Raw genomic sequence first — 20,417 nt, 5'->3', positions numbered from 1 at the left:
CGATCAGCGCCCCGCCCGAGCCGCCGCCCGTCGACGAGCCGCACCCACGATGAGCGCCGCCGCCGCGAGGAGCGAGGCCCCGATCACGGCACCCCACACGGGGGCCGAGGAGTCAGGGCCGTTCGTTGCGACGAGCCCGGCCGAACCCGCCGGGATGCTGTCGGGCGCGGAGTGCATACCGGCCACGGCGACGGACTGCACGGCCAGGTCGAGGTTGTCTCCCTCGAGGCTGCCCCACGCGTACACGATGGTGTTCGCGCCCTCGGCGACCTCGACATCCGCCGGACCGAGCACGGGGTCGGTCGTGCCGGTCGCGGCGACCGCTGCCGAGACGGTTCCGGCGGCCAGGTCGAGCTTCGCCTCCTGGGGGTTCGCCAGCGCCGTGATCACGGCGGTTCCGCCCGCGAGCACGTCGACTGCTGGCGCCGCGGCGACGTGGCGCACCGTCAACCGGCCCTCACCGGCGGCCACCTGGGCGGTGTCGTTCGTGAAGAGTGTGGCGGTGGGATCACCCGCCTCGCTCAGGTGCGCGACGGCGGTGTAGTCGACGCCGGCCTCGAGCGGCAGGTCGATCGGACCGATCGCCGGCGACGAGGCATCCGCCGCATCGGCAGCCGTGATCGCGACCGTGTAGGTGCCCCCCGGAAGCTCGAGCGGGCCGGCGAGATCGCCGGGGGCGAAGTCGTCGAGTGTGAGTTCGTCGTTCACGTAGACGTCGACCGTGAGGTCGGGAACGCCGTGCAGCACCGACAGCATCGCGGTGTCCGCGGATGCGGCGGTCGCCGGCGCTGCGCCCGCGAACGCCACGAGTGCGCCGGCTCCGAGCGCGGCGACGAGGATCTTCTTCATGGTTTCCTCCAGATCCGGCCCATAGGGGGCGGTGAATTGCTTTCACCATCTGATTCCGGAGAATCCATGCGAACGGATGCATCGCATCCGGATTTTTTTCAGCGCGTCATGCGCGTCCCCACCGTCTCGACCGTCGCCGACTTCTCGCTCACCGGCTCCAACCGCACGATCACGGCCTTCGAGACCGGCGTGTTGCTGCCGATCGCGGTGCTCGAGAGCGAGACGAGCACGTTCGCCTCGGGGAAGTACGCCGCGGCGCACCCGCGCGCAGTGGGGTACGCGACGATGCGCTGGTTCGGCAGCACGCGATCGGGCTCACCCGTCCACTCGCTGACCACGTCGACCCGGTCGCCGTCGGCGAGGCCGAGTTCGGAGAGATCATCGGGATTCACGAAGACCACGTCTCGGCCCTTCTTGATGCCGCGATAGCGGTCGTTCAGGCTGTACACGGTCGTGTTGAACTGGTCGTGCGAGCGCAGCGTCTGCAGGATGAGTCGTCCGGGCGGGCACTCGATCGCCTCGAGCTCGTTGACGCTGAACTGCGCCTTGCCCGTGGCGGTCCGCCAGGTACGCGAGTCGCGCGGCCCGTTCGGCAGCACGAAGCCGTCGCGGCGCCGCACGTCCTCGTTGTACCGCTCGAACCCGGGGATGACGCGGCTGATGTGGTCGCGGATGACGTCGTAGTCGCGCTCCATGCCCGTCCAGTCGATGGCGGTCGAATCGCCGAGCGTCGCGCGCGCCATGCCCGCCACGATCGCGATCTCGCTGCGCACCTCGTCGGAGATCGGCGGGATGCTGCCGTGGGACGCGTGCACCGCGCACACCGTGTCCTCGACGGAGACGAACTGCGGACCGGTCTCCTGCAGGTCGACCTCGGTGCGGCCGAGGGTCGGCAGGATGAGCGCCTCCTTGCCCGTGACCACGTGCGACCGGTTGAGCTTGGTCGAGATCTGCACCGTGAAGTCCGCGCCCCGCATGGCGGACTCGGCGGCCATCGTGTCGGAGATGGCACCCACGAAGTTGCCGCCGAGCGCGATGAACACCTTCACCCGCCCTTCGCGCATCGCCTGCAGGGTCTGGACGGAATCGAATCCGTGCTTGCGGGGCGGTTCGAACGAGAACTCCCGCGCGAGGGCGTTCATGAAGACGTCGGGCATCTTCTCCCAGATGCCCATCGTGCGGTCACCCTGCACATTGGAGTGCCCGCGGATGGGAGATGCACCGGCGCCCGGCTTGCCGATGTTGCCGCGCAGCAACAGCAGGTTCACGATCTCCTTGATCGTGTCGACCGCCCGGCGCTGCTGCGTGAGGCCCATGGCCCACGTGATGATCACCCGGTCGGCCTTGATGTAGCGAGCCGCCAGGTCGTCGATCTCCTCGGATGTCAGCCCGGTCGCCGCGAGCACCTCCGCCTCGTCGAGGTCGGCGAGCCCGGCAGCGAACGCCTCGTACCCGGCGGTGTGCTCGTCGAGGAACGCATGGTCGAGCACCGTGCCGGGCGCGGCCGCCTCGGCGTCGAGCACGCGCTTGGACACCGCCTGCAGCAGCGCGAGGTCGCCGCCGGACCGGATCTGGAGGTGGCGATCGGCGATGGGCGTGCCCTTGCCCACGACACCGCGCACCTTCTGGGGGTTCCGGTATCGGATGAGCCCGGCCTCGGGAAGCGGGTTCACCGCGACGATCGAGCCCCCGTTGCGCTTGGTCTCCTCGAGTGCCGTCAGCATGCGCGGATGGTTCGTGCCCGGGTTCTGCCCCATGACGATCACGAGCTCGGCCTTGCCGAAGTCGTCATAGGTCACGGTCGACTTGCCGACGCCGAGCACCTCGCCCATGGCGGTTCCGGTCGACTCGTGGCACATGTTGGAGCAGTCGGGCAGGTTGTTCGTACCGAACGCACGCACGAACAGCTGATAGAGGAACGCCGTCTCGTTCGCCGTGCGCCCGCTCGTGTAGAACGCGGCCTCATCAGGCGACTCCAGCGCACGCAGGCGCTCGCCGATGAGGTCGAACGCGGCATCCCAGCCGATGGGCTCGTACACGTCGCTGTCGGCGGACTTGTACACGGGCTCGATGAGCCGGCCCTGCTGGCCGAGCCAGTACTCCGTGGCATCCTGCAACGACGACAGCGGATGCTCGGCCCAGAACGAGCGCTCCACCTTCATGGGGGTGGCCTCCCAGGTGACGGCCTTCGCGCCGTTCTCGCAGAACTCCAGCTTGTTGCGGTCGCCCGGGTCGGGCCACGCGCAACTCATGCAGTCGAAGCCGTCCTTCTGGTTGATGTCGAGCAGGAGGCGTGCGGCGCGCGCGGGCCCGAGTGCCCGGACCGTGGTGTCGAGCGTGCGGACGATCGCTTCGGCTCCGACCGCCTCGCGCTTCGGGGTCCCGACCTCGAGGTCGGGGTACTCGGCGTGCTGTGGGATCTGCTGGCTCATGCCCCTACCTCCAGTTTCGCGTCAGCGGGACTCATGCGTTCATCCCCGGCGTAGACGACGAAAGACGCCCCGCGGACGAAGCCCGCGAGCGTGAGTCCGACCTCGTTCGCCAGGTCGACCGCGAGCGACGACGCGGCGGAAACCGCGGCCAAGGCTGGAATGCCCGCCATGGATGCCTTCTGCGCGAGCTCGAAGCCCGCGCGCCCCGAGACGACGAGCACCGTCCCGCGAAGCGGAAGTCGGTCCTCCCGGAGCGCCCACCCGACCACCTTGTCGACCGCGTTGTGGCGACCGATGTCCTCACGGACCACGAGGATCTCGTCGCGTTCGACGTCGACGAGGGCGGCGGCGTGCAGGCCGCCCGTGCGTGCGAACAGCGCCTGCGCCTCGCGCATCCGGTCGGGCAGGGCCGCGAGCCACGCCGGATCCAGGCGCACGGGGTCATCGGCGACGTCGTACGCCGACCTGGACCGGACGGCGTCGATCGAATCCTTGCCGCAGATGCCGCACGCGCTGGTCATCGTGAGGGCGTGGTGCGCGGTGGTCGCCGGCGGCGCGACACCGGCCGCGAGCGTCACGTCGACGACGTTGTACTCCGCCGAGCCGTCGATCGGGTCGCCGGCGCAGTGGCGGGCACCGAGCACGTCGTCGCGACGGCGCAGCACGCCCTCGGAGACGAGGAGGCCCAGCGCGAGCTCGACGTCATGGCCGGGCGTCCGCATCGTGACGGCGAGCGGATCGCCGGCGACTCTGACCTCGAGGGGTTCCTCGACCGTGAGCTCATCCTCGCGACGCGACGTGCGCTCACCGAGGGTGTATCGGGCGACACGGCGCCGTGCCGTGATGCGTGACATGGGATCACCACCGTTCCGTACGAAGTGTTCGCAGCACGCCGGCTGCGATGAACGCCTGCGCCATGAGATAGCTCGCCATGACGACGAGGTCGTGGAGGGGGAAGTCGTAGCCCGGCAGGAATCGGCCCGAGCCGAGCACCGAGTCGGACAGGACGAACAGCGCACCGCCGGCCGCCACGAGCGGCCCGTGCCATGCCGAGGCCGCAGCCATCGCCGCGAGGACGAGTCCGTAGAGGGCGACGGGCGCGAGCAGCACTCCGGTGTGGGGGCCCAGCAGCGCGAGGAACACCGCGTACCACGCGACGTAGACGAGGGTCCATGCCGGCGGGAGCCGCCGGGTCCGCGACATCCTGAGGAACGCGGCGATGTAGCCGACATGCGCCAGCAGGAAGCAGCCGAGACCCACCACGAAGGCCGCGGAGCCGGGCAGCGACAGGGCGACGTCGCCCGCCCAGGAGAATGCGATGGCGAGAAGGAGGACCCGGACGGTCGCGGTGAGCGGGCGGGCCACGATGACGACGGCGAGCGCGAGCAGCGGCATCAGCAGCGCCTTCGTGGCCGTGACCGCCCACACGGGTCCGGTCTGCTGGAGGACGAGGTGCGCCACGGAGAGGACGACGTACGGCGCGAACGCCCGAACCATCGTGCGCTCGCGGCTGCTGCGCATCGGCGCAATCATCTGGGCCACGTCGTCGTACCTCTCGCGATAGGTATTTCGATGCTAACCCCACCGGTGACCGCTTCGGCCCCGACCCATCCATTGTACGGAAGGGCAGGCTGTCTTGTATGGAAGCGAAGGAGGCCGCCGGGTGGACCCGGCGACCTCCTGGAACGGCGGTGCGCCGCTCAGCTCACGCCGAGCAAGTCGATCACGAAGATCAGCGTCTTGCCCGACAGCTGGTGGCCACCACCCGCCGGCCCGTAGGCCTTCGCGGGCGGCACGGTGAGCTTCCGGCGCCCGCCGACCTTCATGCCGGGGATCCCCTCCTGCCACCCGGCGATGAGTGCCTGCAGCGGGAAGTTGATGGACTGGCCGCGACCCCATGACGAGTCGAACTCCTCGCCCGAGTCGTACTCGACGCCGAGGTAGTGCACGTCGACCGTCGACCCGGGAGTCGCCTCGGCGCCGTCGCCCACGACCAGATCCTCGATGACGAGATCTGCGGGCGCCGGCCCCTCGGGAGCGTCGACCTCGGGCTTGCTGTTGGTGTCAGTCATGCGTTCCATCCAATACGCAGCCGTGCCGGCGGACAAGCGTCCACCACCCTCTTGCGCTGACTGCGAACACTCTGCACTCTGGAATCCAGAGAACTCGTCGCCTGGTAGAGATGTCGGCAGTGCCACACCACAGGGCGGCGAGTTTTTCTGTGGAGTCAGCGCATGAGTGCAGCGCGGTCGGCCGCGACAGCGGTGAGCAGCGCCCGCTCGTCGGCGGCCGCACGTCGCACATCGACCTCGTGCAGCAGGCGTTGACGGGTGAACGCCAGGTGCGTGGCATCCCTGATGAACTTGCGCATCAACGCCGTGCGCGGCGGCACCTGCGCGGCCGCCCACTGCTTCGCCTGCCGACGCCCCGCAGGCGTGGCGAGCATCTCGACCTCGGCGGGACTGAACCACCCGGCCGCCCCGTACTCGGCGAGGCGGGCGCGGGTGGTGCGCACCTCCTGTCGCCGCAGGAAGACCGTGAGCAGGATCGCACCGACGAAGATCGGCACCTGCACCGTGAAGTACAGGCCGATCGCATCGGCGAAGGCGAGCGATCCGTTCCACAGCGCGTGCAGCGCGACCGCGCCGCCGAGCCCGAGCAGGAACCACCCGATCACCCCCGCTCCCCCGCCCCGACGCGCACCGACGCCGATGAGCAGCCCGGTGCATGCCGTGAAGAGCACGTGCGCGAACGGCGAGAAGAGGCCGCGCACCACGAACGTCGAGCCCAGCTCGCCTGCGCCGCCCTCCGCGAGCGCGGCACCGAAGTAGAGGATGTTCTCGGTGAACGCGAAGCCGGCCGCGACGGTCGCCGCGTAGACCAGCCCGTCGACCGGTCCGTCGAAGTGGGACCGCGAGAAGGCGTAGATGAGCAGCACGCCGACGCCCTTGGCGACCTCCTCGACGATGGGCGCCTGCACGACGGCCTGGAACGCCTCATCGGGTCCTGACCCGGGCACCGCGAAGGCGACCGCGAGCTGCACGCCGAGGTCGATGATGAGGGCGATCGCGACCGAGGCACCCGCGCCCCACAGGAAGGCGAACCAGAGCGCCCAGCGCGGCTCGGGTTCCCAGCGATCGACCCAGCCCACCGCGAGCAGCACCACGGCCAGCGGAACGAGGGCGAGCAGTGTGCCGATGACGAGCGTCGACACGCCGAGACCCGTCACGAGGTAGGCCAGGACGAGCAGGCCGGCGAGGCCCGCGACCGCGATGCCCGTCACGGCGAAAGCGAGGCCGCCGCTCCGCGCTCGGGGCGGCGGCGCACTCCACAACGACGGCGCGGGCTCGGGGTTGCGTGCGGGCGATGGGTACGGGCTGGTCACTCGCGCAGCATACCGACCGGATGCCTCACGCCCCGGCGTGCACGGCCGAGACCGGCGCCTCGAACATCACGCCGGGATTGAGGATCCCCGTGGGATCGAACAACGCCTTGATGCCCCGCTGCAGGTCGAAGGAGTCGTCGCCGAGCTCGTCGGCGAGCCAACGGCGCTTGAGGATGCCGACCCCGTGCTCGCCGGTCAGCGTGCCCCCCAGCTCGACCGCCGCGCGGAACAGGTCATCGGCCGCCGCCCACACGTCGGCGGGCACCTCGTCGCCCGTGAACACGAAATTCGGGTGCAGGTTGCCGTCGCCCGCGTGCGCGATCGTCGGGATCTCGATCCCGTAGCGCCGACCGATGCGCTCGATCGCGCGGAACATCTCGGGCAGCCGCGAACGCGGTACGGCGACATCCTCGATGAGCACCTGCCCGGATGCCGCGAGCGCCGGGTGCATCGCCCGCCGGATCTCGAGCAGGCGCTCACCGGCCGCGGCATCCGCCGACACGCTCACTCGGCCACCCGCCGCCGTGAAGATCCGCGCGATCTCGGCCGCCTCGGCCTGCGCGCCCATCGTGTCGCTCTGCGCGAGCAGGAACGTCTCGCCCGCGGTGATCCCCTCGATCGGGGTGCCCGCGATGCCCGCTGCACCGAGGTACGCGGCGACCCTGGCGAGCCCCGCGGCGTCGATGAGCTCGAGCACGGCCGGGCGGATGCGGGCCGCGGTGACGGCGGCTGATGCCGCGGCCGCCGCCTCGACGTCGGGGAACGCCGCGGCGACGGTGACGACCTCGCCCGCCGGGATGGGACGGAGCCGCACCGTCGCCTCGACGATGACCCCGAGCGTTCCCTCGGATCCGGTCATGAGCGCCGTGAGGTCGTACCCGGTGACGCCCTTCACCGTGCGACGCCCGGTGCGCAGGAGCCGGCCGTCGGCCAGCACGACGGCGAGCCCGAGCACGGCCTCGCGCGTGACCCCGTACTTGGCGCAGAGCAGCCCCCCGGCGTTCGTCGCGATGTTGCCGCCGATGGTCGAGATGGCCCGGCTCGCCGGGTCTGGTGCGAACCATAGGCCCATTGGCGCGATCCGAGCGTTGAGGTCGCCGTTCAACACGCCGGCTTCGACGACGGCGAGCTCGTCGGCCTCGGAGATCTCGACGATGCGGTTCATGCGCGAGACGTCGAGCACGATCGCACCCGGGCTCGCGATGGCACCGCCCGCAAGTCCGGTGCCGGCGCCGCGAGGCACGACGGGGGTGCCCGATGCGTGCGCGATGCGCATGGTCGCCTGCACGTCGGCGACGGATGCCGCGTGGACGACCGCGAGAGGGTCGGCCTTGCTTCGCCATCCGGAACGATCTTCGCGGGTCGCGTCGAGTGCACGGGCATCCGTGGTCACGGCGGCGCCGAGCGCCTCCTGGAGTCGGGCGAGGACGTGCGGCATCCCTAAACCCTAGACCGCTCGGGCCGTGTCCGATTCCCGCCAGTCGATGTCGGTGGCGCGTGGGAGGCTTGTGGCATGAGCACGCAGCAACGCCTCGGCCCGAGCGCGGCCGACCCGCTCGCCGACCCGGTGTTCGCCGAACGATATCGGGCGATGCAGGCTCGCGATGCTCGATTCGACGGGCAGTTCATCACCGGCGTGCACTCCACGGGCATCTACTGCCGGCCCAGCTGCCCGGCAGTCGCTCCCAAGCCCTCGAACGTGAGCTTCTACCTCACCGCGGCCGCCGCCCACGAGGCGGGCCTTCGCGCGTGCAAGCGATGCCTGCCCGACGCCGTGCCGGGTTCGCCCGAGTGGGACTTGCGCGACGATCTCGCCGCACGGGCCATGCGCCTCATCGCCGACGGCGTCGTCGAGCGCGAGGGCGTACCCGGGCTGGCCGCACGTCTGGGCTACACGACGCGGCACCTCACCCGCGTGCTCACGGCCGAGCTCGGCGCGGGTCCGCTCGCCCTGTCGCGAGCCCACCGAGCGCAGACGGCCCGCGAACTGCTCACCTCGACGTCGCTGCAGGCGTCCGACGTGGCCTTCGCATCGGGTTTCGGCAGCATCCGCCAGTTCAACGACACGATCCGAGCGGTCTACGAGCGCAGCCCGCTCGAGCTCCGCGCCGCCGCACGACTGCGGCATCGGGTTCCCGCCGATGCCGACGCGAGCACGGTGCACCTGCGGCTGCCTGCACGAGCGCCGTTCGACGCGGCCGGGGTCTTCGCGTGGCTCGCGGCGCGTGCGCTCGACGGCGTCGAAGACGCCGGGCCGGCGCACTACGCCCGCACCCTGCGACTGCCCTCCGGGCCCGCCTCCGTTCGGCTCCAGACGGGCGGCGACGCGAATGCGCCCACCGTCGAGGTGACGGCACGACTCACCTCCCTCTCCGATCTGCCGCCGCTCGTCGCGCGGGTGCGTCGCCTCTTCGACCTCGACGCCGATGCCGTCGCGATCGATGCCGCCCTGGCTGCCGATCCGGCGCTCGCGGCCTCGGTCGAGGCGGTTCCGGGCATTCGCGTACCCGGATGCCTCGATCCGCACGAGCTCGTCATCCGCGCCCTCGTCGGCCAGCAGGTTTCGGTCCGGGCCGCCCGCACCGCGCTCGCACGCCTGGCCGACGCGCTCGGCGAGCGCGTCGGAGGCGACGATCCCGGTCCCCACGTGCTGTTCCCCAGCGCGGCCGAGATCGCCGCCGGCGGCGAGCGCGTGCTGCGCGGGCCAGCCGCGCGCATTCGCACCATCCTCGACGTCGCAAGGCGGCTCGCCGACGGCGAACTCGTCGTCGCGCCCGAGCGTGAGCGCCTCGACCTCCAGGCCGAGCTCCTCGCGGTGCCCGGCATCGGTCCGTGGACGGCGGGTTACATCGCCATGCGCGTCACACGTGCGCCCGACATCCTCCTCGCGAGCGACCTGGCGCTCCGCAACGGTGCGGCGGCGCTCGGGCTGCCCCGCGAGCCGAAGGCGCTCCGCGCGTACGGCGCCCGATGGGCTCCCTGGCGCAGCTACGCGTCGATGCATCTGTGGCGGGCGGCCGCCTGATCTCCCTGCTTCGGCGACGCCGCGGCGAACGTGTCGACACCGGGCAGATCCGAGCGCCTTCGTTGTGCCCTTCGAACAACTTTCGTGTGGAGATCGCCCGATAGCCTAGATCGGTGAGATTCGCACACCTCAGAGTCGAAGGCCAGTCAACCCCTCGACTCGCGGTGGTGGTGGCGGAGGCCGCGCTCTTCCTCGACGACATCATGCCCACGCCGCCCCGCGACCTGCAGGACCTCATCGAACGCGGCGATCACGGACTGACCGAGGCCCGCGAGGCCGTCGATGCCGCCCTCGCCGGCGGCGCCGAGCTCATTCCGGTCTCCGATCTGCGGCACTCGTCGGCGGTGCTCCGGCCCGCGCAGGTCATCGCCATCGGAGCGAACTACGCGGCCCACGCCTCCGAGCTGAAGCTGCGGTCCGAGACCGCGATGACGATCTTCTCGCTCTGGCCGAACTCGCTCGCCGGCCACGGCTCCACGACGGCGTGGCCCGAGGACCTCTCGAGCCAGGTCGATTACGAGGCGGAGCTCGGCGTCATCATCGGCCGCCCCGCGCGGCACGTGCACGCACGCGACGCCCTCGACTACGTGTGGGGCTACACCGTGGTGAACGACATCACCGCCCGCGACATCCAGTTCAGCGAGGCCCAGTGGTCGCGATGCAAGTCGTTCGACGGCTTCACGCCGACGGGGCCGGTCGTCGTGACGGCTGACGAGATTCCCGACCCGCAAGACCTCTGGCTCACCACGAACCTCGATGGTCGGATCCTGCAGGACGCGTCGACGAACGAGATGGTGCGCAGCGTCGCGGAGATCATCTCGTACCTGTCGCGATCGGCCACGATTCCTCCGGGCACCCTCATCTCGACGGGAAGCCCTGGCGGCGCGGGCTACTCCCGCAACCCCCAGGTCTTCCTCCGCGACGGATCGACGGTCTCCGTGACGATCGAGGGCATCGGCTCACTGACGACGCACTGCCGCGTCGTGTAGGCGCAGCCTCACTCGCTCGGCTCGCCCTTGCGCTCGATCACCGGCATCGCCTCCGTGACCGGGCGCACGCCCGACAGGCGCTCGGGCACCAGCTGGCGGGTGACCTCCTCGCGCGTCATGAGGCCCGCCTCGACCACGAGGTCGGCGACCGGGTGCCCGGTCGCGAGCGCGGCCTTCGCGATCTTCGCCGCCTCGGTGTAGCCGATGAACGGGATCAGCGCGGTCACCACGCCCACGCTCGAGGCGACCTGTGCTTCGAGGTGCTCGGTGTTCGCCGTGATGCCGTCGACGCAGTTGACGCGCAGCGTCCAGCAGGCCTGGCGCATCCACGTGATGGACTGGAGCAGGGAGTGGGCGATCACCGGCTCGAACGCGTTGAGCTGCAGCTGCCCGTTCTCGGCGGCCATCATGACGGTGACATCGGCCCCCGCAACCGAATAGGCGACCTGCGAGACGGCCTCGGGGATGACCGGGTTCACCTTGCCGGGCATGATGGACGAGCCGGCCTGCTTGGGGGGCAGGTGGATCTCGCCGAGGCCGGCCTGCGGGCCCGACGACAGCAGGCGCAGGTCGTTGCAGATCTTCGACAGCTTGATCGCGCTGCGCTTCAGCGCGCTCGAGAACGTCATGAACACGCCGGTGTCGCTCGTCGCCTCGACGAGGTCGGGCGCGATCTCGAGCGGCCGGCCCGCGATCTCGCTGAGGTGCCGCACAACGGCGGACGAGTAGCCGGGATCGGCCGTGATGCCGGTGCCGACCGCCGTACCGCCGAGGTTCACCTCCGACAGCAGCTTGATGGTCTCGCGCAGTCGCGCGATGTCTTCGCCGAGGGTCGTGGCGTAGCCGTGGAACTCCTGGCCGAGCGTCATCGGGACCGCGTCCTGCATCTGCGTTCGCCCGACCTTCAGGACGCTGCGGAATTCGCGCCCCTTGCGACCGAACGAGATGCGCAGCTGGTCGAGCTGCTCGAGCATGGTCGTGAGCGACGCCGTCATCGCCAGCTTCACGGCGGTCGGGTACGTGTCGTTGGTCGACTGGCTGCGGTTGACGTCGTCGATCGGATGCAGGATGTCGTACCGGCCCTTGGCGTATCCGGCGACCTCGAGCGCGACGTTCGTGATGACCTCGTTCGCGTTCATGTTCGTCGAAGTGCCCGCGCCGCCCTGGATCACGCCGACCAGGAACTGGTCATGGAACTCGCCGTCGATGATGCGCTGGCACGCCTCGTCGATCCAGACCTGCTTCTGCGGGTCGAGCGCGCCCACGTCTTTGTTGGCCCGAGCCGCGGCCTGCTTGACCTGGGCGAGCGCCACCACGAGCTCGGGGTAGACCGAGATCGGCCGCTTCGAGATGGGGAAGTTCTCGAGCGCCCGCATGGTGTGGACGCCCCAATAGGCATCGGCCGGCACCTCGACGCTGCCCAGGGAATCGGTCTCGGTGCGAGTGGCGGACCGGGTGGATTCGGATTTCGCCACGGTGTCCTCTGCGGTCGTGGGATCGGACAGGTGTTCTGGTCGGGTCATCGACACTGGTATCGGCTCCATCGCCTCGGGTTGCCGCGGGATCGCCGCGCTGTTCTCACTCGAGCCTACCGCTGACACGAGAAACGGGCCGCGCCCCGAAGCCGGGGGCGCGGCCCGAGTCGGGCCCTGGTCAGAGGAATGCGAACGGCAGCATCGCGAGACCGAAGAGGGTCGCGCCGATGCCGACGAGCAGCGCACCAGCGAGCATCACGCCGTTGAGGACGATGCCCCAGATCGCCATGCTCCGCGATGCGGGCTCGCGGCTCAGGGCCATGATGCCGAGCACGAGACCGACGACCGGCACCACGAAGGTGTAGCTCGCGACAATGGAGACGAGGCCGAGCACGAGGCTCGCGATGCTGAACCCGCGCGACTCCGTCACGGGCGCAGAGGCGGCCGCGTACGGATTCGCCTCGGCGAAGGGCGCCTGCGGCTGGGTGGGGGTTGCGGTGGTCATGGTGGTGATCTCCTGTTCGTGGGGTGTGATTCCACGCTACGGATGCCCGGGGCGCCGAGGTATGGGGCTATCCCCCGCATCCGCCGGGAGGAGGTCCGCCGTCAGGACCCTCCGAGGAGCCTCAGCACGTGCTCCCCGACGATGAGCCAGATGCCGACCACCACGGCGAGGCCGGCGATGGCGAAGCACGCCCACGCGCTCACGTACGCTGCGGTCTTCTGGCCGTCGGTGAGCGGGTTCTTCTTCGCGGCCTTCGCCGCCCGCTTCTCGGCCTTCCGGATCTGCGCCGGCGTCACCACGGCGATCGCATCGGTGAACTCGGCCGGCGTCACGATCGGCGTTCGGCCCGACGCCGTCAGGAGGCGCAGGCCCAGCGCGTAGGCGCTCACGACGATCGTCGCCGCGAGGAGCGCCGAAACGAAGACGACGAGGAACGCGAGCCAGTCGATCACAGCTTGGCCTTCTTCCTCGACTTGGAGCCGGGCTTGATCTTGACGGCGCGGCCCGCGACGGCGACCTCGCTCACCACGTTCTTGTGCGACACCTCGTTGCGACGCGACCAGAGGAAGATCCCGACGATGACCACGACGCCGACGATCGTGTCGATCATGATGCCGATGACGCCGAGGTGTGCGACCACGGCCGCGAGCGCCCCGACCGTGCCCGCCGCAGGCAGGGTCATCAGCCAGCCGACGCCGATGCGCCCCGCGGTGCGCCACCGCACCTTGGAGCCGCGGCGCCCGAGGCCCGACCCGATGACCGACCCCGACGCGACCTGGGTGGTCGAGAGCGCGAAGCCGACGTGGCTCGACGCGAGGATCGTGGCGGCGGTCGAGGTCTCGGCGGCGAAGCCCTGGGCCGGCTTCACGTCGGTGAGGCCTGTGCCGAGGGTCTTGATGATGCGCCATCCGCCCATGTACGTGCCGAGGGCGATCGCGACCGCGCACACCACGATGACCCAGAACTCGGGCCCCGTGCCGACCGGCTGCAGGCCGACGGAGATGAGTGTGAGGGTGATGACGCCCATCGTCTTCTGGGCGTCGTTCGTTCCGTGGGCCAGCGCCACGAGCGAGCTGGAGAAGATCTGGCCGTAGCGGAAGCCGTCACGCCCGTCGGGCCTGCCGTCGGAACGACGCGTGATCGAGTACGCGAGCCGCGTCGCGGCGAAGGCGATCAGCCCGGCGGTGAGTGGCGCGAGGATCGCGGGCAGGATGACCTTCGACAGGACGACGCCGAAGTCGATGGCCTGCAGGCCGAACCCGACGAGCGCAGCGCCGATCAGGCCGCCGAACAACGCATGGCTCGACGACGATGGCAGGCCGAGCAACCAGGTCACCATGTTCCACACGATCGCGCCGATGAGGCCGGCGAAGATCAGCTCGGGCGTGATGAGGACCCCGCCGTCGCCCTCCTTGATGATGCCGCCCGAGATGGTCTTCGCGACCTCGGTCGAGAGGAAGGCGCCGATGAGGTTCAGGATGGCGGCGAGACCGACCGCGACCTTCGGCCGCAGCGCGCCCGTCGCGATCGGCGTCGCCATGGCGTTGGCGGTGTCGTGGAAGCCGTTCGTGAAGTCGAAGAAGAGGGCCAGTGCGATGACCAGCACGACGATGAGGGTGAGTTCCACCGGCGTCTTTCTCTGAAACGGTGGTTGGTTCTACCGAGGGGTTCAGCGGACGTGGATGCGGGAACGGCGAGCGCCGTGCTCGTCGATACTACGCGACCGGATCGCGCTCCTCCACCACGGTCGCGAGGTCGGGTCCGAACACGAACGTGCGGCGCACGCGCCCGCCCGCGAGCACGTCGGGCAGCCATCGACGCGCGTCATCCCACATCTCGCCGAACGGCACCGAGTCGATGGCGAACCACTCGGGATCGAGCTCGTCGGATCCGGTCGGCTCGCCCTGCCAGGTGCGGCACACGAACACGCTCGACTCCTGGCTCCACGCCTCGCGGTGCGGGAAGTGATAGGTGAGCCGTCCGCGTGGCTCGAGGTCGGATGCCGCAACGACGACCCCGGCCTCCTCGAACACCTCGCGCACGGCGGCGTCGACGGCCGACTCCCCCGGCTCGAGCTTGCCGCCGAGCCCGACGTAGTTCCCGGCGCCGAGGCCGTGCTTCTTACGGCCGAGCAGCACCTCGGCGCCTCCCGCCCGCTCGCGCAGGAGGTAGCAGACGCAGACCTGGGGCAGCGGCATCCGTCGCTCAACCGAAGAGGATCTTCGCCTCGTCGTAGCGGTGCGGAGGAACGCTGTTGAGGCTGCCCACCGCCTCGGCGATCGAGACCGTCTTGATGTCGGTGCCGCGGAGCGTGACCATCGAGCCCCACGCGTTCTCGTAGACCGCGTCGACCGCATGCATGCCGAGGCGTGTCGCGAGCACCCGATCGTACGCCGACGGCGCACCGCCCCGCTGGATGTGGCCGAGCACGGTGGCACGCGACTCGATGCCGGTGCCCTCCTCGATCATGGGTGCGAGGCGCTCGGCGATGCCGCCGAGGCGCGGCCGGTTGAAGGCATCGAGACCCTTGTGCGAGTGCGCGCTCTCCATGTCGGGGAGGCGGAAGCCCTCGGCGACCACGACGAGTGGTGCGCGGCCGCGGTCGCGCACCGACAGGACCCATTCGCAGATCTGCTCGATCGACTGCGGCTGCTCGGGGATCAGGATGGCGTGCGCGCCCCCGGCCATGCCCGAGTGCAGCGCGATCCAGCCGACGTGCCGGCCCATGACCTCGAGGACCATGCAGCGGCCGTGCGATTCGGCCGTCGTGCGGAGGCGGTCGATGGCCTCGGTCGCGATCTCGACCGCCGTGTCGAATCCGAACGAGTAGTCGGTCGCAGCGAGGTCGTTGTCGATCGTCTTCGGGACGCCGATGATGTTGATGCCGCCCTCGTCGTGCAGGCGGCCGGCAGCGGTGAGCGTGCCTTCACCCCCGATGGCGATGATCGCATCGATGCCGTTGTCGGCGAGCATCCGCTGGATGTTCTCGGGACCGCCTCCCTCGCCCTCGTAGGGGTTCGTGCGGCTCGACCCCAGGATCGTTCCGCCCTGCTTCGACAGGCCGCGCACGTCATGCCGCGTGATCGGCATGAAGTCGCCCTCGACGACCCCGCGCCAGCCCCACCGGAATCCCACGAACTCGGCGTCGTGCGTGATGACGCCCTCGAGCACGGCGCCGCGGATGACGGCGTTGAGGCCGGGGCAGTCGCCTCCGCTCGTGAGGATCCCGATCTTCATGGTGGTCGACTCCAAGGTGCTCGTACGAAACCTGCTGGTGCCGTGGCCACGACGACGGGGCGCTTCGACTGCCGCAGTCTATAGCGAGAGCTCGCCGTCGAGCGCGGCTCGCAGCAGGTGCTGCAGCGCGTCGAGCTGCACCGAGTCGGCGGAGCCCGCCTCGACCTCGCTGCCGTCGAGCGCCCTCGCGGCGAGACCCTGCTTGGAGTCGATGAGCTCGGCGATGCGGGCGTCGATGGTGTGCGCGGCGATGATCCGCCATGCGGTCACGGGCTCGTCCTGCCCGATGCGGTGCACGCGGTCGATCGCCTGAGTCTGTTCGGCGGCGGTCCAGCTGAGCTCGGCGAGCACGACGTTCGATGCCGCCTGCAGGTTCACGCCGACGCCCGCCGCGGTCAGCGAGCAGACGGCGACCGCCACCTCGGGGTCCTTGTTGAACGCGTCGATCGCGGCCTGGCGCTGCAGCGCCGTCTGGTCGCCACGCAGCGACACCGTCCGGAGCTCGCGTGCCGCGAGGGCCGCTTCAGCCTGGTCCATGACGTCGATGTGCTTGGCGAAGAACACGACCTTGCCGACGGAGTGCGCGAGCTGCGCCGCGTAGTCGGTCGCGAGCCCGGCCTTTGCCTGACCGATCCGCCGCACCATGGTGAACACGTTCTCACCCGACTTCGACGACTTCGATTCGTCGAGCTCGGCACTGGCGACGGCCCGGATGAACTGATCGCGCTGGTCCTCATCGAGGTTGCCGACTCGGAGGCCGCGGGATTCCACCAGGGCCCGGAAGCGACCGGCGAGGCGGTTGCCGAGCTCTCGTTCGGCTGCACGCACCGAGCGCCCGAGCTCGTCGTCGAGTTCGACGGGCAGGTCGGCGATGCGCTTGTCGGGCAGGTCGGCGGCGACGTCGACCTTGCGGCGACGCACGATGCCGAGGTCGATGACCGTGCGGCGTGCCTCGGGATAGAACCCGTGGTCGGCCGGCGTGAGCCCCGTCTCTTCGAGCTTGGCGAGCAGGCGAGGCGCCGGCTTGTCGCCGTCGATCCAGCCGAGGAACTGCCAGATCGCCCGGAAGTCGTCGACGTCGTTGATGAGCGGCGTGCCGGTGAGTGCCAGCAGCAGCGGGTCGCCACCGGGCGTCGTCTGCCGGATGCGCTCCGACAGCGCGAGCACGTTGCGGGATCGCTGCGACTGCAGGTTCTTGATGAAGTGCGCCTCATCGACGACCATGCCCCGGAATCCCATGGTCGAGAGCCACGCCATGTGGCGGTCGAGCACGTCGTAGTTCACGACGACGACGTCGGCGAACGCATCGAGCGTCTCGCCGTCGCCGTGGATGACGGTGGCCCGTCGGTGCGGGGTCCACCGCTCGACCTCGCGCGCCCAGTTCATCTTCACGACGTTCGGCACGACGGCCAGCAGCGGGTAGGCATCGGCGACGGATGCCGCGAGCACCGACTGGGCGGTCTTGCCGAGTCCGGGCTCGTCGGCGAGGAGGAACGTGCGGTGGCCCAGCCGGGCGGCCTCGATGAAGCGGATCTGGTGCTTCATGAGCTCGAGCCCCCGCGGCGAGAGCCGATCGATGGCGGGTGCTTCGGGAAGCTCCATCGTGGCGGCCTGGCCCCCGGAGCCCATCTCGAAGGACTTGAAGAGCGGGCCGAGCAGCTCCCAGTTCGCCAACCGGCGAATCGGCACCGCCGGGGCCGCCGGCGTGGCGAAGTCGGGGGCGAGGAACGGGTTCGCGAGCTGCCGCGAGCGCACGGATGCCGGAATCACCTGATTCTCGGCGAGCTCTGGCTTCTGCTCGGGCTCGCGGGTGATGATCAGCTCATCGGGGCTCAGTTCGGCGCCCGACTCGATCAGCCAGTCGCGGCGGAAGCGCTGTGCGACCGTCGAGATCGAGGCATCGGGCTCGAGCAGGGCGATGAGGCTCGTATCGCGAGCTGCGGTCTTCGCGAGGATCTGCGCGATGCCGTCGAGTCGTTTGAGGAGCTCGACCCTCGTGGCATCCGTCACTTCAGCGTCGGCCTTCACGCGCGCCCGCTCCTCGCGCATCAACAGCGCGATGACCTGGAACTTCGTTCGATTCGTGGGGCCGAGCTTCCCCTTCTGCGCCTTCGTCTCGACCTCGCGCACCTTGCGCGCGAGGATCGGGATGATCGGTGCGTCATCGTCGCGCGAACGCGTACGCTGGCGCTGCCTCGTCTGGGCCAATGGTCCTCCCGTTCCTGGGCCGCTCCCCGGCGGCCGCCTCCGGCACGCCCCCTCGGCACCGGCTGCGGTGATCGGGCCCCCGCTCGGGACATGTGCATGCCGCCGCACGCGGTACGCCGAATCCCGAACCGAGCAGCACGTGAGCGGAACCCACGCGGTCGGCCGTAGAACGGATTCGTCGGGCGCCCTGCCATTCTAGCGGGCGCACGGCCGTCTCTGCGACCGATGCGATCGGACCGGAGTCCGCCTATGCTGCAGACATGGACGATCTCGCGGGCTTGGGCGTATCACCCGAAGACGACGACTTCACGGTCGCACAGGACACCGAGTTCGACGAGCACGAGCCCGCGGTCGATGACGACAGCCGCCCGCTCGACGATTCGCTCGAAGACGAGCTTCCCGGTGTCGACGAGGAACGGCGCGTCGACCTCCGCGACGAACAGCTCGCCGACGACGAGACCTGACTCGGCAGACTCGAGCTCGACCCCGACCACGATGTGCTCGCCGCCGACGAGAACGACGACACGGCGACGGCGAAGGCACCGGGGTTGAAGCCGTCGCGACCCGCGTACCAGCCCGGCTGCTCCCCGCGCTGCTCGTACAACGCCGCCAGCTCCCGGCTCCACTCCTTCTCGAGGCCGAACAGCACCGCGTAGGGCAGCAGGCGCTCGTTGAGCTTCAGCACGACGGCCGAGTCGAGGGGCGGATCGACGAGTCCCGGAGCACCGATGGATGCCGCCGCCGGACGGTCCACCCGCATCGCGCCGCTCGGGCTCTGCAGCACGCGGAGCCGGTCGGCCTCGGCCAGACGGATGTACAGTCGCAACCCCTCGAGGTGATCGCGCAGCTCGCGCCCCAGCTCGGTCAGCGGCCGTACGTCGACCACTGCGATGAACGTGGCGATCGCCGCCGCGATCGCGAGAATGAACAGGATCGCCGGGATGCCGCCGCCCATGTGGTCGTCGAGTGCGACGATGCCGAACCAGGTGCTGGCCACCGCGCCGAGCGTGGAGACGATCGCCAGGAGGCTGCGGATGCCGAGGTCGGGCCGGCGCCGCAGTCCCGATTCGACGACGCGCTTGCGCACTCCCTGCCGGATCGCGAGCAGCCGCTTGCCGAGGGACGTGTCGGTCGACTTCAGGTCGCGCACCGCTCCAGGTCGGGGCACCCTGCCGAACAGCGCCTGCACGACCGAACGGGCGTCGCCGTCGCCGGCTTCGCCTCCGACGAACTCGACGGCGTACTTCTTGCGACCGGTCTCGACGATTCGGAGCTCACGGGCGACCGCCCGTTCGAGGATCGTCGCCGTGACGCCCTTCCCGGACTGGCCCACGAGATCGGCGGCGACCATGGCGCTCACGTCGGGTCGTGGCTGGTACTGCGCGATGATCGTGCCCCGGCCGGGGTGGTCGCGCCACCGGGTCAGTCGCAGGACGATCGCCGCGGCCAGGGCGAGCACGGATACCACGGCACCCACCCCGCCGGCGATCGCCCAGCCCGAGGCCCAGAACGACTCGTCGCGCGGCTCGAAGGTGCCGAGGCGGAAGCCGGCGGCGATCGTGAGGTTCTGGAACGGGCCGAGGTCGGCCGCCTCCGCGGTCATGACCGGTGGGGACGACTCCGCCACGGTGAGCGAATCGCACGGCGTCGTGGGGCCGGCCGAGCCGCGGTAGCAGGCGACGTCGCCCGTGAAGCCCGCCGCGACCTCGTCGCTCATCCTGAGCTCGGCGGTGACGCGACCGAACGGCTGGGCCCACCCCGTGCCGTTCACGTCCCAGTAGAACTCGTCGATCGCCGCATCGTCGGGCCGGTGGGTGACATTGTGCTGGCGATACGTGATCACGTAGGTCTGCTCGCCGTGCACGTAGTCGTCGGCGCGTACGGTCACCAGGAGGAACTCGCCGTCCTCGTCGCGCTCGACCTCGTACCCGCGAGGCTGGCCTGCGGCATCCGTCACCGACTCGACCTCGATGTTCGTCGGGTGGCCGTCGTAGTGCAGCGGGATCGCTCGGCGGATTCCGCGGTTCTGGTCGAACTCGGGGAAGACGGCGACGAGCGTCTCGGTCGTCTCGAGCACCGAATGCCGGCCATCGTCGCGGCTCAGTTCGAAGACCGCGTCGAACGAGGCGAAGGTGAAGTCGTCGACGTCGGTCGGCAGAGCGGTGACGGATGCCGCGAGCGGGGGCTCGGCGGCGGGCGCCGATGCCGCGGCAGCGGCGGCACCGGGTGCCGCGGCGAGCGCGGCGAGCAGGAACGGCAGCGCGAGGAGCGCGCGCACGGACGGGCGGGCCATGCCTCCACGCTATCGCTCA

At 70.2% G+C, this 20,417-nt stretch carries 17 protein-coding genes; 2 read left to right on the top strand and 15 right to left on the bottom strand.

What is annotated here, in order from left to right; genetic code table 11:
- Nucleotides 1-3: 3 nt before the first annotated feature.
- From HUS56_RS03990 to HUS56_RS03960, 7 genes are all read right to left on the bottom strand, one after another.
- The gene (locus HUS56_RS03990; RefSeq protein WP_173922090.1) at nt 4-849 is read right to left on the bottom strand and encodes a DUF4397 domain-containing protein; all 846 of its coding nucleotides are present in this window, start codon (nt 847-849) and stop codon (nt 4-6) included.
- 98 nt (nt 850-947) lie between these two features.
- Nucleotides 948-3,281 (bottom strand): FdhF/YdeP family oxidoreductase, encoded by a 2,334-nt coding sequence (locus HUS56_RS03985; protein WP_173922089.1) that lies wholly within the window; start codon nt 3,279-3,281, stop codon nt 948-950.
- Nucleotides 3,278-4,135 (bottom strand): formate dehydrogenase accessory sulfurtransferase FdhD, encoded by an 858-nt coding sequence (gene fdhD / locus HUS56_RS03980; RefSeq protein WP_173922088.1) that lies wholly within the window; start codon nt 4,133-4,135, stop codon nt 3,278-3,280. Before fdhD ends, HUS56_RS03985 begins: the two co-directional genes overlap by 4 nt.
- Nucleotides 4,136-4,139: 4 nt before the next feature.
- Nucleotides 4,140-4,802 carry a lysoplasmalogenase gene (locus HUS56_RS03975; protein WP_173922087.1) on the bottom strand — a complete coding sequence of 221 codons (663 nt, stop codon included), beginning with the start codon at nt 4,800-4,802 and terminating at the stop codon, nt 4,140-4,142.
- Between the two features lie 179 nt (nt 4,803-4,981).
- Nucleotides 4,982-5,353 (bottom strand): FKBP-type peptidyl-prolyl cis-trans isomerase, encoded by a 372-nt coding sequence (locus HUS56_RS03970; RefSeq protein WP_217423923.1) that lies wholly within the window; start codon nt 5,351-5,353, stop codon nt 4,982-4,984.
- Between the two features lie 155 nt (nt 5,354-5,508).
- Nucleotides 5,509-6,666: a PrsW family intramembrane metalloprotease gene (locus tag HUS56_RS03965; RefSeq protein ID WP_173922085.1), complete on the bottom strand. Its 1,158-nt coding sequence runs from the start codon at nt 6,664-6,666 to the stop codon at nt 5,509-5,511.
- Between the two features lie 25 nt (nt 6,667-6,691).
- Nucleotides 6,692-8,104, bottom strand: a complete 1,413-nt coding sequence (locus tag HUS56_RS03960) for an FAD-binding oxidoreductase (RefSeq protein WP_173922084.1) — start codon at nt 8,102-8,104, stop codon at nt 6,692-6,694.
- 75 nt (nt 8,105-8,179) lie between these two features.
- On the opposite strand from HUS56_RS03960, the gene HUS56_RS03955 reads away from it, so the two are divergent.
- On the top strand, nt 8,180-9,691 hold the full coding sequence (locus HUS56_RS03955) for an AlkA N-terminal domain-containing protein (RefSeq protein WP_173922083.1): 1,512 nt from the start codon (nt 8,180-8,182) through the stop codon (nt 9,689-9,691).
- A 113-nt stretch (nt 9,692-9,804) separates the two neighbouring features.
- A complete protein-coding gene (locus tag HUS56_RS03950) occupies nt 9,805-10,680 on the top strand; it encodes a fumarylacetoacetate hydrolase family protein (protein ID WP_254431275.1) in 876 nt (291 codons plus the stop codon).
- Nucleotides 10,681-10,688: 8 nt separating this feature from the next.
- On the opposite strand, the gene HUS56_RS03945 is transcribed toward HUS56_RS03950, so the two are convergent.
- The 8 genes from HUS56_RS03945 to HUS56_RS03910 form a co-directional block, all read right to left on the bottom strand.
- A complete protein-coding gene (locus HUS56_RS03945; protein WP_173922082.1) occupies nt 10,689-12,203 on the bottom strand; it encodes an aspartate ammonia-lyase in 1,515 nt (504 codons plus the stop codon).
- A 130-nt stretch (nt 12,204-12,333) separates the two neighbouring features.
- Nucleotides 12,334-12,660 carry a hypothetical protein gene (locus tag HUS56_RS03940; RefSeq protein ID WP_254431274.1) on the bottom strand — a complete coding sequence of 109 codons (327 nt, stop codon included), beginning with the start codon at nt 12,658-12,660 and terminating at the stop codon, nt 12,334-12,336.
- Nucleotides 12,661-12,761: 101 nt separating this feature from the next.
- Nucleotides 12,762-13,112 carry a peptidase gene (locus HUS56_RS03935; protein WP_173922081.1) on the bottom strand — a complete coding sequence of 117 codons (351 nt, stop codon included), beginning with the start codon at nt 13,110-13,112 and terminating at the stop codon, nt 12,762-12,764.
- Nucleotides 13,109-14,287, bottom strand: a complete 1,179-nt coding sequence (locus tag HUS56_RS03930) for an inorganic phosphate transporter (RefSeq protein WP_173922080.1) — start codon at nt 14,285-14,287, stop codon at nt 13,109-13,111. The genes HUS56_RS03935 and HUS56_RS03930 overlap by 4 nt, the downstream gene beginning before the upstream one ends.
- Nucleotides 14,288-14,375: 88 nt before the next feature.
- Nucleotides 14,376-14,858 (bottom strand): 8-oxo-dGTP diphosphatase, encoded by a 483-nt coding sequence (locus HUS56_RS03925; RefSeq protein ID WP_173922079.1) that lies wholly within the window; start codon nt 14,856-14,858, stop codon nt 14,376-14,378.
- A gap of 7 nt (nt 14,859-14,865) precedes the next feature.
- Nucleotides 14,866-15,897 carry a 6-phosphofructokinase gene (locus HUS56_RS03920; protein WP_173922078.1) on the bottom strand — a complete coding sequence of 344 codons (1,032 nt, stop codon included), beginning with the start codon at nt 15,895-15,897 and terminating at the stop codon, nt 14,866-14,868.
- Between the two features lie 78 nt (nt 15,898-15,975).
- Entirely contained in the window at nt 15,976-18,105 is a 2,130-nt protein-coding gene (locus HUS56_RS03915; protein ID WP_173922077.1) for a DEAD/DEAH box helicase, read from the bottom strand.
- A gap of 247 nt (nt 18,106-18,352) precedes the next feature.
- Entirely contained in the window at nt 18,353-20,398 is a 2,046-nt protein-coding gene (locus tag HUS56_RS03910; RefSeq protein ID WP_173922076.1) for a DUF2207 domain-containing protein, read from the bottom strand.
- Nucleotides 20,399-20,417: the final 19 nt, after the last annotated feature.

It is taken from the genome of Agromyces sp. Marseille-P2726, from assembly GCF_902809835.1.
Lineage (GTDB): Bacteria > Actinomycetota > Actinomycetes > Actinomycetales > Microbacteriaceae > Agromyces.
The sequence above is the reverse complement of the archived record's forward strand: the minus strand, read 5'-3'. Positions and strand labels throughout refer to the sequence as shown.

What these genes read in the sequence shown, in the direction of transcription:
- HUS56_RS03990 (WP_173922090.1), bottom strand. Translation starts at nt 849, where the DNA reads ATGAAGAAGATCCTCGTCGCCGCGCTCGGAGCCGGCGCACTCGTGGCG.
- HUS56_RS03985 (WP_173922089.1), bottom strand. Translation starts at nt 3,281, where the DNA reads ATGAGCCAGCAGATCCCACAGCACGCCGAGTACCCCGACCTCGAGGTC.
- fdhD (WP_173922088.1), bottom strand. Translation starts at nt 4,135, where the DNA reads ATGTCACGCATCACGGCACGGCGCCGTGTCGCCCGATACACCCTCGGT.
- HUS56_RS03975 (WP_173922087.1), bottom strand. Translation starts at nt 4,802, where the DNA reads ATGCGCAGCAGCCGCGAGCGCACGATGGTTCGGGCGTTCGCGCCGTAC.
- HUS56_RS03970 (WP_217423923.1), bottom strand. Translation starts at nt 5,353, where the DNA reads ATGACTGACACCAACAGCAAGCCCGAGGTCGACGCTCCCGAGGGGCCG.
- HUS56_RS03960 (WP_173922084.1), bottom strand. Translation starts at nt 8,104, where the DNA reads ATGCCGCACGTCCTCGCCCGACTCCAGGAGGCGCTCGGCGCCGCCGTG.
- HUS56_RS03955 (WP_173922083.1), top strand. Translation starts at nt 8,180, where the DNA reads ATGAGCACGCAGCAACGCCTCGGCCCGAGCGCGGCCGACCCGCTCGCC.
- HUS56_RS03945 (WP_173922082.1), bottom strand. Translation starts at nt 12,203, where the DNA reads ATGACCCGACCAGAACACCTGTCCGATCCCACGACCGCAGAGGACACC.
- HUS56_RS03940 (WP_254431274.1), bottom strand. Translation starts at nt 12,660, where the DNA reads ATGACCACCGCAACCCCCACCCAGCCGCAGGCGCCCTTCGCCGAGGCG.
- HUS56_RS03925 (WP_173922079.1), bottom strand. Translation starts at nt 14,858, where the DNA reads ATGCCGCTGCCCCAGGTCTGCGTCTGCTACCTCCTGCGCGAGCGGGCG.
- HUS56_RS03920 (WP_173922078.1), bottom strand. Translation starts at nt 15,897, where the DNA reads ATGAAGATCGGGATCCTCACGAGCGGAGGCGACTGCCCCGGCCTCAAC.
- HUS56_RS03910 (WP_173922076.1), bottom strand. Translation starts at nt 20,398, where the DNA reads ATGGCCCGCCCGTCCGTGCGCGCGCTCCTCGCGCTGCCGTTCCTGCTC.